The organism is Candidatus Dormiibacterota bacterium, from assembly GCA_035635555.1.
Taxonomy (GTDB): Bacteria; Acidobacteriota; Polarisedimenticolia; order Gp22-AA2; family Gp22-AA2; genus Gp22-AA3.
In genome coordinates, this window is record DASQAT010000028.1 from 55,494 (window position 1) to 68,812 (window position 13,319).

At 71.4% G+C, this 13,319-nt stretch carries 6 protein-coding genes; 1 reads left to right on the forward strand and 5 read right to left on the reverse strand.

What is annotated here, in order from left to right:
• Positions 1-36: 36 nt before the first annotated feature.
• Positions 37-2,388: a heavy metal translocating P-type ATPase gene (locus VEW47_07220; GenBank protein ID HYS04968.1), complete on the reverse strand. Its 2,352-nt coding sequence runs from the start codon at positions 2,386-2,388 to the stop codon at positions 37-39.
• Complete coding sequence (locus VEW47_07225) at positions 2,385-5,027, reverse strand: amidohydrolase (protein ID HYS04969.1); 2,643 nt, start codon at positions 5,025-5,027, stop codon at positions 2,385-2,387. The genes VEW47_07220 and VEW47_07225 overlap by 4 nt, the downstream gene beginning before the upstream one ends.
• A 288-nt stretch (positions 5,028-5,315) precedes the next feature.
• Between VEW47_07225 and VEW47_07230 the strand changes: the two genes are divergently transcribed.
• Positions 5,316-6,161 carry an SRPBCC family protein gene (locus VEW47_07230; protein ID HYS04970.1) on the forward strand — a complete coding sequence of 282 codons (846 nt, stop codon included), beginning with the start codon at positions 5,316-5,318 and terminating at the stop codon, positions 6,159-6,161.
• On the opposite strand, the gene VEW47_07235 is transcribed toward VEW47_07230, so the two are convergent.
• The 3 genes from VEW47_07235 to VEW47_07245 are packed head-to-tail and all read right to left on the reverse strand — an operon-like array spanning position 6,145 to position 13,317.
• A complete protein-coding gene (locus tag VEW47_07235; GenBank protein HYS04971.1) occupies positions 6,145-9,546 on the reverse strand; it encodes a UvrD-helicase domain-containing protein in 3,402 nt (1,133 codons plus the stop codon). The genes VEW47_07230 and VEW47_07235 overlap by 17 nt on opposite strands.
• Positions 9,543-12,863 (reverse strand): PD-(D/E)XK nuclease family protein, encoded by a 3,321-nt coding sequence (locus VEW47_07240; protein HYS04972.1) that lies wholly within the window; start codon positions 12,861-12,863, stop codon positions 9,543-9,545. The genes VEW47_07235 and VEW47_07240 overlap by 4 nt, the downstream gene beginning before the upstream one ends.
• Before the next feature lie 55 nt (positions 12,864-12,918).
• On the reverse strand, positions 12,919-13,317 hold the full coding sequence (locus VEW47_07245) for a hypothetical protein (protein HYS04973.1): 399 nt from the start codon (positions 13,315-13,317) through the stop codon (positions 12,919-12,921).
• Between the last annotated feature and the right edge of the window lie 2 nt (positions 13,318-13,319).

Sequence of the window (13,319 nt, forward strand, 5' to 3'; positions counted from 1 at the left end):
GGGGAGCGACATTCTAATACAGGACCGCGCGTGCGGCTACAACGGCAGGCGTCTCAGTCGCAGAGCGTTCCCGATCACCGTCACCGACGAGACGCTCATGGCGGCGCCGGCCAGCATCGGGCTCAGCAGGATGCCGGCGACGGGATAGAAGACTCCCGCCGCGATCGGCACGGCCAGGACGTTGTAGACGAACGCGAAGAACAGGTTCTGGCGGATGTTGCGCAGAGTCGCCCGGCTCAGACGAAGGGCGCGCGCAATGCCACGCAGGTCGCCTTTCACCAGGACGATTCCGGCGCTCTCCATCGCCACGTCGGTGCCGGTCCCCATCGCGATGCCGACGTCGGCACGCGCCAGGGCCGGGGCGTCGTTCACGCCGTCGCCGGCCATCGCCACGACCCGTCCCTCCGACTGCAGCCTCGCCACGACCTCGGCCTTCTGCGCCGGCAGGATCTCCGGGTGCACCTCCTCGATCCCCAGGCGGCGGGCCACCGCCTCCGCGGTCGCCCGGTGGTCCCCGGTCACCATGACCACGCGCACGCCGCCGTCGCGCAGATCGCGCAAGGCCTCCGGTGTCGTCGGTCGGATGGGGTCCGTCACGCCGACGAGACCCGCGACGCGGCCGTCCACCGCCAGAAAGGCGACCGTCCGCCCTTCCGCGCGCCAGGCGTCGGCGCGCTTTTCGAAATCCGCGTCGCCTGAAGGCCCGACGCTTCCCGCGGGGCGCGCGCCGATCCGGTCCATGAGCCGGCGGTTGCCGAGCGCGACCCGCCGGCCGCCGACCGACGCCATGACGCCGGCGCCGGGCACCGACTCGAATCCGCTCACCTCCCGAGGCGTGATGCCGCGCTCGCGAGCGCCGGCGAGGATCGCCGCGGCCAGTGGGTGCTCGCTGGCCTGCTCCAGGGAGGCGGCGAGGCGAAGAAGATCGTCTTCCGTGAACCTCGGCGTCGCCAGGACGCCCGCGAGGCGCGGCCGTCCTTCGGTGAGCGTGCCAGTCTTGTCCACGACCAGGGTGTCCACCTTCTCCAGCCGCTCCAGCGTCTCGGCATTCCGGACGAGAATGCCGGCGCCGGCCCCCCGCCCGGTCGCCACCATGATCGACATCGGCGTCGCCAGTCCCAGGGCGCACGGGCAGGCGATGATCAGCACCGATACCGCGGCTACGACGGCGTGCGCCAGGCGCGGCTCGGGTCCGAAGAACGTCCAGCCGAAGAAGGCGAGCGCGGCGACGACCATCACGGCCGGCACGAACCACGACGAGACCACGTCCGCGAGGCGCTGGATGCGAGCGCGGCTGCGCTGCGCCTGCGCGACCAGGCGCACGATCCCTGCGAGGAGCGTGTCCGCGCCGACGCGCTCGGCGCGCATCACCAGGGTACCGGTGCCGTTGAGCGTGCCGCCGATCAGCCGGTCGCCCGGACCTTTCTCGACGGGGATCGGCTCGCCCGTGATCATCGATTCGTCCACCGGGCTCCGCCCCTCGATCACGGCGCCGTCCACCGGGATCTTGCCGCCCGGCAGGACGCGCAGCCGGTCGCCCGGTTGGACGCTCTCGAGAGGGACGTCGGTCTCGGAACCGTCCTGCGCGACGCGCCGCGCCGTCGGAGGGGCCAGGCCGAGCAGGGCGCGGATGGCTCCGCCGGTCCGGCTGCGCGCGCGCAGCTCGATCACCTGGCCGAACAGCACCAGGACGGTGATCGCGGCCGCGATCTCGTAGTAGACCCCGACCTGCCCACCGTGCGTATGGAGCGCCGCGGGGAACAGGGAGGGGAGGAGCGTGGCCACGACACTGTAGCCGTAGGAGACGGCCGTGCCGAGGGCGATGAGAGTGAACATGTTCAGGCTGCGGTTGACGATCGACGCCCAGCCGCGCTCGAAGAACGGCCGGCCGCAGTAGAGGACCACGGGTGTCGCGAGCAGGAGCTGCGCCCACGTCACGGCGCGCCCGTGCGCATCGAGCAGGTCGGCGATTCCCGGCGCCATCCCGGACATGGCGATGACGAGGAGAGGGATCGTGAGGACAGACCCGATCACAAACCGCCGGGTCATGTCCCGCTGCTCGGCGTTGTCGTCGTCGAGCGTGGGGAGCATCGGCTCCAGGGCCATGCCGCAGATCGGGCAGGCGCCGGGACCGTCGCGCACCACTTGAGGATGCATCGGGCAGGTGAACCTGGCGGGCGCCCGGGCCGTGGATCGGTGCGGGGCTGTGCTCGAAGGGGCCGCGGCGTGGATCCCCCGCGCGGGGCCCGCGGCGAATTTTCCAGGGTCGGAGCGGAAAACATCCCGGCAGCCGTCGCAGCAGAAGTAATAGGTCGCGCCGTCGTGCTCGTGCCGGGACGCGGCTCGCGCCGGGTCGACCTCCATCCCGCACACCGGGTCGGTCGTCATCTCCACTTTTCGTAGAGCGCGGTCTGCCGGCTGGTCAGCGGCACCGGACGCCCCTTGATCATCAGATGACGGAGGCGCGCCAGCGGTTGGAGTGGATCCCCGTCGGTCGCGATCAGGTCCGCGTCGAGTCCGGGCTTCAGGCTGCCGACCCTGTCGGCGACACCGTAGATCTCGGCCGGGTTGATCGTGATGGCCCTGATCGCCTGCTCCCACGGCAGCCCGTAAGCCACCGCGAGCCCCGCCTCGTAGGGGAGCATCCGGGCGTTCAGCGTCTCGCCGCTCTGGATGGCGATCACGACGCCGGCCCGGTTGAGGCGGGCGGCGTTGTCGTAGAGGGCGCCGAGTGTTTCGACCCGCTCCGGCTGCACGGTGATCGGACCGACCACGACGGGGATGTGCTTCGCCGCCAGGAGGTCGGCGACCTTGTACGCCTCGGTGCCGTGGCTGATGATGAGCCTCAGCTTGAACTCGTCCGCCAGGCGGACGGCGGTGAGGATGTCGTCCACGCGGTGGGCGCGCGCGAGGATCGGCATCCTGCCCTGAAGGGCCGGCAGGAGGGCCTCCATCTTGAGATCGCGGTCCGGCGGGCCGGGCGGCCCGGCCGCCTTGTCGTCCCCCGCCGCCGGCTTCGATGACCCTTTCGCGTCGTACGCCTTCTTCTTGGCTTCGTACTCATCCCACTTCGCCTGGTAGTTCCTCGCCTTCGTGAAGGCGTCGCGCACGACGGCGGCGACCCCCATGCGCGTGGCCGGGCTCTGCCGGCGCTCCCCGTAGCGCGCCTTGGGCGGCTCGCCGAAGTTCACGATCAGCGCGGCCCCGTCCTTCACGAGCGCCTGGTCGGGTGTCGCCCCGTCCAGGTGGACCACGGCTCCCTCTCCGGCGAACACGTCCCCTTCACCCGGCGCCGTGAAGGCGCCGGTGATGCCGTGCAGGCGCGCGACCGGGATCAATTCGCTCTCGGTGTAGTACGCGTCCAGGGCGCGCAGCTGCGGGGCGACCGGGTCGGTCCCTTCCTCGTCGTCGCGCATCACCTGGACGAGATCGATCTCCGCGAGACCCAGGTGCGTGTGGGACTCGATCAGGCCGGGGAAGATCCACTGCCCCTTCGCGTCGATGACGGTGGCGCGCGCCGGCGGCTTCAGGCCGGCCCCCACCTCGCGGATCCGGCCGTTCTCGACGATGACGGTGCCGTTGTCGACAGGTGCCCCGGCCATCGTGAACACGCGCGCTCCCACAAAGGCGTAGAGACCCGACGCGTTCACCGGATCGGGGCGCGGGACCATGACGGACGGCTCGGGGGCGGAGGGTCCCTTCGGCAGGGGGGGCGGGGCGGGCAGGCCGGCCGGTGTCGGGACGGCGCCGCGGTCGTACACCAGGTCGCCGTCGATGAAGGTCTTGTCGACCAGCGTGTACATGTCGAGGGGGTGGCGGGTGAAGATGGCGATGTCGGCGTCCTTGCCGGTCTCGAGCGAGCCGACCCGGTCGCCGATCCCCAGGGCGGTCGCGGCGTTGATCGTGATCGCCTTGAGGGCGTCCTCCTCGGACAGGCCGTAGCGCGCCGCCACGGCCGCCTCGTTGTAGAGCCTCTGCACGAGGTTCCCGGAGTCCGAGTGGATGCTGACGCGCACCCCCTTCTTCGCGAGCAGGGCCGCGTTGTGCGGGATTCCGTCCCAGGCCTCGACCTTGTACCCCCACCACTGCGCGAAGGTGGCGACCGCGATGTCGCGCTTCTTCAGCTCGTCGGCGATCTTGTATCCCTCGAGACAGTGCTGGAAGGAGGCGATCTTGAAGCCGTATTCGTCCGCGATCTTCAGGAACATCAGGATCTCGTCCTTGCGGTAGGAGTGCACGTGCGCCACGATTCTTCCGTCGAGCAGATCGACGAGCGTGTCCAGCTTGAGATCGCGGTCGGGCGGCGAGCCGCGCTCGTCTTCCTTCTTCGCCCGCCAGGCGTCCCACTTCGCCTTGTAGTTGCGCGCCGCGTTGAACGCCTCGCGGAAGGCGGCCATGTTCCCCATGCGCGTCGAGGGGGATTTCTGCCGATCGCCGTACACGCGCTTCGGGTTCTCGCCCAGGGCCATCTTGAGACCGCGCGGCGCCCCCGCGAAGATCATCCGCGACACGTCCACGCCCGGACGCAGCTTGACCGTCTGCGCCTCGCCGCCGATCAGGTTGGCGCTCCCCGGGAGGATCTGCACGGTGGTCACACCGCCGGCCCGCGCCCGGTCGAACTCGGGGTCCTCCGCCCAAACCGAGTCCAGGGCACGCACGTACGGTGTGATCGGGTCGGTCGCCTCGTTCCCGTCGCTGTTGGCGTCCACCTCGGGCCACGGGTAGACGCCCATGTGCGAGTGGGTGTCGATGATTCCGGGCATGACGAACCGTCCCGCCGCGTCGATGACGCGGGCGCCGTCGGGAGCGTCGAGCTTCCTGCCGATGGCGGCGATCTTCCCGTCCCGGATCAAGAGGTCGCCGTTCTCGATCGTCCCCTTCGTGACGGTCAGCAGCGTGCCCCCGCGGATCAAGGTGGCTGTCGGCGGTGAAGGTTGCGCCGGCGCCGCGGCCGGACGCCCCTGGACGAAAGAAGCAACGAGCGCCGAAGCCAGCCCCAGAGCGCACACAAGAACTCGCCTGTTCATCGATCGCCTCCACTGTCAGCGAACGCGAATGACCGTACCAGCCGCGGCAGGCGACAGGATCCGGTGCCTCGCAGTCACTGTTTCTGATGAGAAAACGGCCGGGATTGTAACATTGTGATCGTCCCCCCCAGGCTCCGCGTGGCGGGCGGGGCCGCGGTGCGTCGATTTTGAGCCGCGCCATGCGCGCGAACGGGTGGCCAGCGTCCTGCGCGAGCGAATATGAGACGCGCCGCGGCCCCGCCCGCCACGCGCGTCCGGCGGCCGCGCGCCGATGCTACAATCCCGCCCGTGACCGAAGAACCGCGCGGCCTCACACTCGAGCCGGATCGCTGCAGCCGGCACAGCGTCGGCATCCATGCCTCGCCGGCCGAGGTCTACCACGCGCTGACCGATCCGAAGGAGCTGTCGCGCTGGTTCGTCTCGGAGGCGAGTATCGACCTGCGCCCGGGCGGCTCCTATCGCTGGGTGTTCGGGGAGGGGACCGGGGCGGCTGGCTCCGACCCGCTGGTCAGCTCGGGGGAGTTCGTCGACATCATCCCCCAGCAGTTCCTGCGCCTGAGCACGACGGTGGAGGGGACCGAGACCCTCCTCGAGTTCCGCCTCGATCCGTGGCGGGACGGATCGATCCTGACCGTATCGCACTCGGGCTTCCCGGGGGAGGAATCCTGGGACGACGCGTTCCGTTCGGTCGATCAGGGCTGGCAGTCCGAGATCCAGGTGCTCAAGCTGTACATGGAATCGGCGCGCGGTCTCATCACCCGCTCCCGCTTCCACGAGGCGAGACTTCCCGGATCCCCGGAGCAGATCTACGAGGCGTTCACGACGTCGGCGGGCCTGTCCTCCTGGCTCGCCGATCGCGCCGCCGCGGACGCCTCGCTGGGCGGGGAGTTCAGGCTGGACCGCGACGGCGGGCCCCCGATCAAAGGCCGCTTTGTGGTCTGGGACCCCGACCGCTTCCTGGTGCTGACCTGGGAGGCTGAGCGCCCGTCGATGGTGCGTCTCTGGCTGCAGGAAGAGGACGGCGGCGCCTCCACCGTCCTGATCCTGGAGCACCGCCTGTTCGCCACCGACGCCACGAACCTGGCGCCGTTCGACTGGGACGGTGCGATCGACAGGCTCAAATCTCGACGCTGACTCCCGCCCGCACGAACAGGATCTCTCCCCGGATGGTCTCCCGCGGCAGCGCTCTCCGGAAGGCATCGAGGTAGATCTCCACCTGGCGCCGATGACGTTCCGCCGCGGCGGCGGGATCCGGTCCGGGACGCTCCGTCTTGTAGTCGGCCACGACCAGGCGGCCGCGACCGTCCCGGTACACCAGGTCGCACGCCCCGGACCACGTGACCCCGTCCCCGTCCCGGAAGAGGATCGGGACCTCCCGCCCCAGAACGTCGACGCTCTTCAGGCGGGCGGGGAGCGGCGAGCGCAGGAACTCCTCGATGATCCCGTCCGTCTCGGAGAGGACGCGCCGGCGCAGCTCGTCGCGCGCGCGCTCGTCCATCTCCTGCTCGAGGACCCGCCCGACGGCGCCCCGGGCCAGAGTGCGCAGCCGTTCCGCGGTCTCGAAGTCCCAGTGCTGCAGGGCGGCGTGCACGGCGGCCCCCGCGAGACGGGCCGTGTCGCGCGCCTCCAGCGCGGCGGGGCGCGGTCCGGGCGTGGTCCCGACCGCGTCCCGGTCCACGCCGACGGGCCCCCGGGGCTCCGACTCCGCCTCGCGCGCCGGCGAACGGATGGGAGGAGTCGTACGGGCCGCTGCGGCCACGGTCGCGGCGAAGCGCCGCGCCCCCTCCTTCCAGCGTTCGTCGAGCGCGACGCCGGGTCCAGAGGCCGGAGGCTCGCGAGGCGTCATGCGACGGTGCATCACGCGGCCGCCCGCGAGCGGCCCGTCCTGCGGGTAACCCGTCTCCACCGAGTAGCCGAGGGCCGACAGGGCGTCGCGCCAGGGGGCCCGGCGCGCCTCGTTGCTGTTGACCAGGATCAGGCGCTCTCTGGCGCGCGTGCAGGCGACGTAGAAGACCCGCCTCTCCTCCGCCTCCTCGTGCAGTCGCGCGGCGCGCTCGTGCTTCACCCAGGCCAGATTCGTGGTGCCGTCGGGGAGGCGGATTCCCAGGAGGCCGCCGTCCTCGGGCACCCAGGCCACGGCCGTGCCGGACGGCCGGCTGTGCTGCGACTCGCGCCCCAGGTCGGGCACGACCACGACGTCGAATTCCAGCCCCTTCGCCTTGTGAACCGAAAGGATGCGGACGGCATCGACGGTCTCGTCCGCGAGCGGGCTCTCTCCGTCGTCGCGCTGCTCCTGGAACTCGTCCTCGAGCGCCCGCAGCGATTCCTCCAGCGACAACCCCCGGCGGGCGAGGTCCTCGGCGCGGGCGACGAGCTTGCGCAGGTTGGCGATGCGCTGCGGCCCCTCGAACAGCGCGGCATGCAGGACGGGCAGCGGGGTGTCGCTCAGGGCGGCGCGGATGATCGAATCGGGGGACCGTCCCCGCATCGCGGCGCGGAACGATTCGAGAAGACTGAGCACCCGGAACAGCCCCGGGAAGCCGGCGGCGTCGACGTCGCCGGCCGACGCGAGGTCCAGCCGCCCGCCTGCGGACGCGAAGGCCGCCAGTTCGGCGTCCGGGACGCCGCCCAGGGGTCCGCGCAGTACGGCCAGAAGCGCCGCCCGATCGTTCGGATTCGCCGCCGCCCGGAGGAAGGCGACCAGATCGCCGACCTCGGGACGCTCGTAGAACGTCTTGCCCCCTTCCACGACGAACGGCAGACCGGCCCGCCTGAGCGCCTGGGCGTAGAGGTCGACGTTCGTGAGAGCCCGGAACAGGAGCGCCACGTGCTTGCAGAGCAGGGGCCGGCCGGTGGCGTCGGGACGCCCCAGGTTCGCCGCGAGCCAGCCGGCGATGACGTTCCCCTCCGCGGTACGCCTGTCGTCCGCGACGCCCGAGGCGGGGACGGACCAGATCTCGAGGCGCGCCGTCCCGTCCCCGGCGGGGCCGCGCGCCGAGACGATCGGTCGGTAGGCCGGCTGCTCGGCGGTTTCCCTGCGGCCGATCCAGGCGTCGAACAGAGCGTTGATCGGGGAGACGATTTCGTCCGGGCTCCGGAAGGAGTTGTCCAGCGTCAGGATCTCGCCACCGCAGGCCAGGACGTGTTCCACGGCGCGCCGGTAGGCCTCGATGTCGGCGCCGCGGAAACGGTAGATCGACTGCTTCGGATCGCCGACGATGAACAGACGGCCGGGGGCCAGGCGCGTGCGGTAGGCGTCCCCCGTCTCCGTTCCCGCCTCCTCGGACAGGAAGAAGAGGATCTCGTACTGCAGCGGGTCGGTGTCCTGGAACTCGTCGACCAGGATGGCGCGGTGCCGCCCCGCAAGCTCGCGGCGCACGGCGGTGTCACGCGCCAGCAGGTCGCGCGCCAGCCGCAGAAGCGCATCGAACGACGCGAAACCGGCCGCCAGGAGCCGCTCGCGCGCCCGCTGAGCCAAGGGTGCGGCGGCCGAGGCGACTGCGGAGACGCTCTCCTCGTCCACGCGGACCAGAGCGGAGACCAGCTCCATCGCCCGCGCCGCGATCTCCTCGACTTCGTCCGCTTCGCATCCCTCGAGCCTCTTCCCCGCCACCGGCTCCTTTCCGAGATACTCCGCGAGCGTCCACCGTCCCGTCATCCCAGCCATCGACCCGGGACCCGATTCGAGGAACGAACGGAGATAGCGCGCGGAGATCTCCAGGAGAGTCTCCATATTCGGGTTCACGCCGCGGGCGCTGCGCTGGACTCCGGCAATCGCCGCGAGGATCTGTTCGACCTCGGTTCCAAGAACGACACGGGGCGGTGCCGGCCGGAGCGCTCCGGCTTCCGTCGCCTCGGAAGGGAGCCGGAAGGAGGCGAGCGCCTCTGCGACGGAGACGACGCCGTCGAGGGCGCCGGGGAGGAGGAGCGCCCGGCTCCAGATCGCTGCGCGCGGGGCCCGGGGACCAAGCTCCTCGGCGAGAAAGCTCTCCGATTCCACCTTGAACAGGCCCTGGAAGAACGGCCCGTCATCGACCGCGAACGCCGGATCGACTCCGGCCTGGCGCGGGTAGCGGCGCAGGATCTCGGCGCAGAAGGCGTGCAGAGTCGAGACCGACGCGGAATCGAGGTCGACCAGGGCCGCCAGCGCGCGCTCTTCGATGTGCCGCAGCTCCAGCCCCAGGTCACCGGCGAGCCAGGCGTAGGCGCGCCGAGCCTCGGTGTCCGCCGGGAGGCCCGCGGTGTCGGTCCGCGCGCGCGCCAGGCCGCGCAGTTCGTCCAGGGCTCGGGCCAGCTTCTCGCGCAGCTCAGCCGCAGCCTTCTCGGTGAAGGTGATGGCGGCGATCTCGGTCATCGGGACGCCGTGCCCGGCGACCAGGTTGAGGGCCCGCTCCACGAGGAGCGCCGTCTTGCCGGTGCCGGCGCCGGCCACCACGACGAAGTTGCGGTCGAACGCGGTGGCTGCACGACGCCTGGCCGCGCCGTCGGTCAGGACTCCGGGGAGATGGGCCGAGCTCACCCGTCCTCCTCGTTCGCGCCGGTGTCCCTGACCTGGTCCAGCATCGGCCTGAGGCTGCTCTTGCGACCTAGGAGCGCGTAGTCCCGTCCGTCCGGAGCGGATCTCACCCTTGCCACGGTAGGGACGTGCCAGCGCCGGCAGGCGCGGACGTATGCGCACGACTCGCACAACCAGCTGCTTCTGTTGAGGGGGAAGCTGCCGGTCCTCGCAAGATCGAGGAGCGTGCCGAGCGTCTCGGCAAAGCCGTCCCGGTACCTGGTCAGCGTCGACATCTCGAGAGTCACCCGCGCCCGGGTCTCCTCGTCGCCGCGTCCAGGCGGGAACGCCGGCCCCACGCCGAGAACGTCGGCGCGCGCCGGCGGCGCCTCCACCCTGCCGTCGCGCGACAGGCTCTCCAGGAGGAGGAGGTAGAGAGGCAGCTGCAGGCTCATCCCCTTGAGGATTTGCGCCGGGGACACCTGCCGGGCGAGCTTCCCGGAGGTCTTGTAGTCGGACACGATCAGGCCGGCGGCGCCGACGCCCAGGCGGTCGAAGCGGCCGCGGAGATCGAGACCCCTGCCGTCGGCGCCCAGGGAGATCCGGCCGCTCTCCTCTCGCTCCAGGCCGACGAGCCGCGTCCCGTCCTCCAAAAGCGCCGCGAGATCGTCCCGCAGGAACCGATCGAGGGTGTGGAACCAGAGAGTCTCGATGGCGCGCCAGAGCAGGGGATAGCGCGCGGTCATGCGCCCGGCGATATCGCGAGTGTGCCGCGTCCAGGCGGCGCGGGCGAGCCCGGAGGCGCGCCGCGCCGTCTCGTCGGCCGGCTCGTCCGGGAGCGATCCGTCGGTGCGGATGAGTTCCGCGAATACGTCGCGCAGGACAGCGTGAACCCTCGACCCGATCTCGCGCGCCTCGAGCTCGTAGGTCTCGCGCACCTCGTCCAACTCCTCGATGAGGAGGATGTGGCGGAAGAAGTAGTGCTGCGGACAGGCGCCGAGAATCTCCAGGCGCGATGGGGAGAAGCGGGACGCCGGCGGCGCCGCGGACCCGACGAAGGCGTCGAACCTGAGGTCCGCTGGGGTGAACTCCTCCACCACCGCCAGCATGGCGAGGCCGGGCCGGAGAGCGTCGAGGCTCCCGGGTGCGAAGGGGAGGACTCCGCGCGGCAGGGCGTCGAGCAGGACGCGCGGCGAGCGTGCCTGCAGCGCCGCCAGGACGGCGGCGTCCTGAGGCGGCAGCATGCCGAACCGCTGGAGCGCGTCCTGGCCGGCCTCGGCCGGGTGGGTGAGGACGCGACGCGCCCCGGCTTCGAGGCGCCTCATGTCGGGCGAGCCGTCCACGAGGCGGGCGACCTCGCGCAGCGCGAGGCTCGGGATCCTGGCGCGGCCGGTCTCGTCGGCGCGCTGCCACGACACGGTCAACCGCCGCGCGGCGCTTCCGAGGAGGTGCGCCAGGAGAAGACGCTCCTCTTCGAGCGCCGACCCCTTGATCGGCAGCGGCACCTTGAACGCGGCCCGCAGAGCGCGTCGATCCGCGTCGGGCAGGAACGGGTCCTCGGTGCGGCGCGGGGGGAAGAGGTCGGCGTTGAATCCGATCAGGAAGACGCTGTCGAACGACAGGCCGCGAGCCTGCATGGCGTCGAGCACCCGCACGCCGCCATGGTCCGGCAGAGCGGGTGAGCCGGCGCCTCCGAGCGCCCCGATCGGCGCGTCGCTGCGCGCCAGCGCCTGCTCGAAGAACGACAGCGCTGCAGGGCCCGCGTACGGGATGCCGGCGGCGTCCAGCCGCCGCATGTCCCTCAGGACACGGAGGACGACCGCGGCGCCCGGGTCGAGCGCCGCGGCGCCCTCCGGGGCGGCGAAGCCGTCCAGGCAACCGATCAGCAGGGACACCAGAGAGTCGACCCAGTCGGTCCAGCTCGAGGCGCGCGTCAGCGGCCGGCCGGCGCGCTGCAGGTCCTTGACCAGTGAAGCCAGCGCCCCGGCCTGCCGCCTCCGGCCGGCCTTGCGCGCCGCGGCGCGTTCCTTCTCCCCCTCGTCGGCATCAGGTTGGATGTGCGGCCGCCAGTCGTCCACCCAGCGCACGAGATCGCGCGTCCAGGCTGTGAATCCGCCCGCGATGTGCCAGTCGCGGCTGAGACGATCCCAGGCGTGCGCCTCCCGTGCCGGGTCGTGGCTCCCCGGACGCAGAAGCCCGCCGCGGCACAGGTCCATGAGCGGCTGCCGCGGAAAGTCCCGCAGGAGCGCGCGCGCCAGCTGCAGAGCCGCCTGCGCGCGCGCCTCCCGCAGCGCCCCGAGGGAGGCGGTCGTCTCGAACGGCAGCCCGTGGTCCTCGAAGACCGGACGGAGCTCGGCGGCGTACGGCTCGAGCGAGCGGGACAGGACGCCGATGCGGTGCAGGGGCACCCGCTCGTCACGGTGGAGCGCGAGGATCCGCAGGGCCACCTCGCGCAACTCGGCCGCGGCCCCCTGGGCGTGGAAGAACTCGACCCGCTCCCGGCGGTCTCCGGGGAGCGGACCGGGCTCCGCCGCTTCGTCGTAGAGACGGGGAAGCCGGTCCGCCAGCAGGCGATTGCTTCTGGCATCGGCCAGACCCTTGGGCTGGACGGCCAGGAATTCCGGCCAGAATCGGCGCGCCAGATCGTAGGCGCGGGAGGTGGGGTGGTTCGGCACGAGGAAGACGAGGCGCGTCGAGGAGGTCTCGGCGGCGCGCATCAGCTCGAGGTTGACGCCGATCAGATCGTAGGCCCCGTAGTGCACCACCAGGCGGAAGCGCCGGGCGTACTGCCGCACGGCGGGAACGGCGCGCAGGATCGACGCGGCCCGGTCGCAGAGGCCGGCGGCCGGGGAGTCGAGCGCCCGCGCGTAGTCGGCGTAAATCCGCAGCAACTCACGACCGCGATCGGTGAGACCCGCGATCGGTGTAGGCGCTTCGGAAGGCGTTCCGGATTCCCGCAGGTCGTCCAGGGTCGCCAGGATGGAGGAGACACTCCCGGGGCGGGCGCGTGCGTAGGCCGCGAGCGGACCGCCGCGCGCCTCGACGAGGCGGGCGACGAGGGCCGCCCGGACGTCGTCGGACAACGGCTCCTGGACCGCAAGACCGGACGCGGCGAGCGCCTTGTCCGCCAGCAGCTTGTGGTGGAAGAAGTGGACGTTCAAGAGGGACGGAGCGAGGGCCGCGAGACGGAGACGCAGGTCGGAGATCAGCCGCAGTGTGGGGGCGACGACCGCGACCGGCGCGGGCAGGGACGCCCCGGCCTCCCGCTGCGCCTCCAGGAGCAGAGTCGCGAGACGGGTCTCGAGGATCGCGAAGTCATGATGTCCTTCGATGATCGGCATGGACGAAGGCGCTCCCGGGGAGCGTGCCGATCATAGAACGAACGACGGAGGGTGCTCAGTCCTTCTTGTCCGGCTCGGGCTTCGGGTCGAGGGCGTGGTCGACGAGGCTCGACAGGTCGTCGTCGGGAGCCAGGGCGGTCTGATCGCGTTTCATGAACTCGGCGATTTCATCCTGCAGCGACTGGGACTCCACCTTCTTCTTCGAGGCGGTTTTCTTCTTCGCGCGCGGCTTCGGCGCGCTCGCCGGCTCGTCCTCCTCCGGTTCGCGGCGGCGGAACATGTTCGCCTCCTCCGGCGTCATCTCGGGCACGGGAAGGGGCGGCGGCACTTGCGGCGCGACCGACGATTCCAGCGAGGCGGGGGCGGGGAGGAAGGCGTCGAGGAGCGTGCGCTTCTTCGGCGTCCTCACTAGAAGCTCGAACCGCTGGTAGATGTCTTTGGCGTCGGGGGCCATGG

Excerpts from the sequence above, each read along its gene's own strand:
- VEW47_07225 (HYS04969.1), bottom strand. The coding sequence starts at position 5,027 with ATGAACAGGCGAGTTCTTGTGTGCGCTCTGGGGCTGGCTTCGGCGCTC.
- VEW47_07245 (HYS04973.1), bottom strand. The coding sequence starts at position 13,317 with ATGGCCCCCGACGCCAAAGACATCTACCAGCGGTTCGAGCTTCTAGTG.
- VEW47_07220 (HYS04968.1), bottom strand. The coding sequence starts at position 2,388 with ATGACGACCGACCCGGTGTGCGGGATGGAGGTCGACCCGGCGCGAGCC.
- VEW47_07240 (HYS04972.1), bottom strand. The coding sequence starts at position 12,863 with ATGCCGATCATCGAAGGACATCATGACTTCGCGATCCTCGAGACCCGT.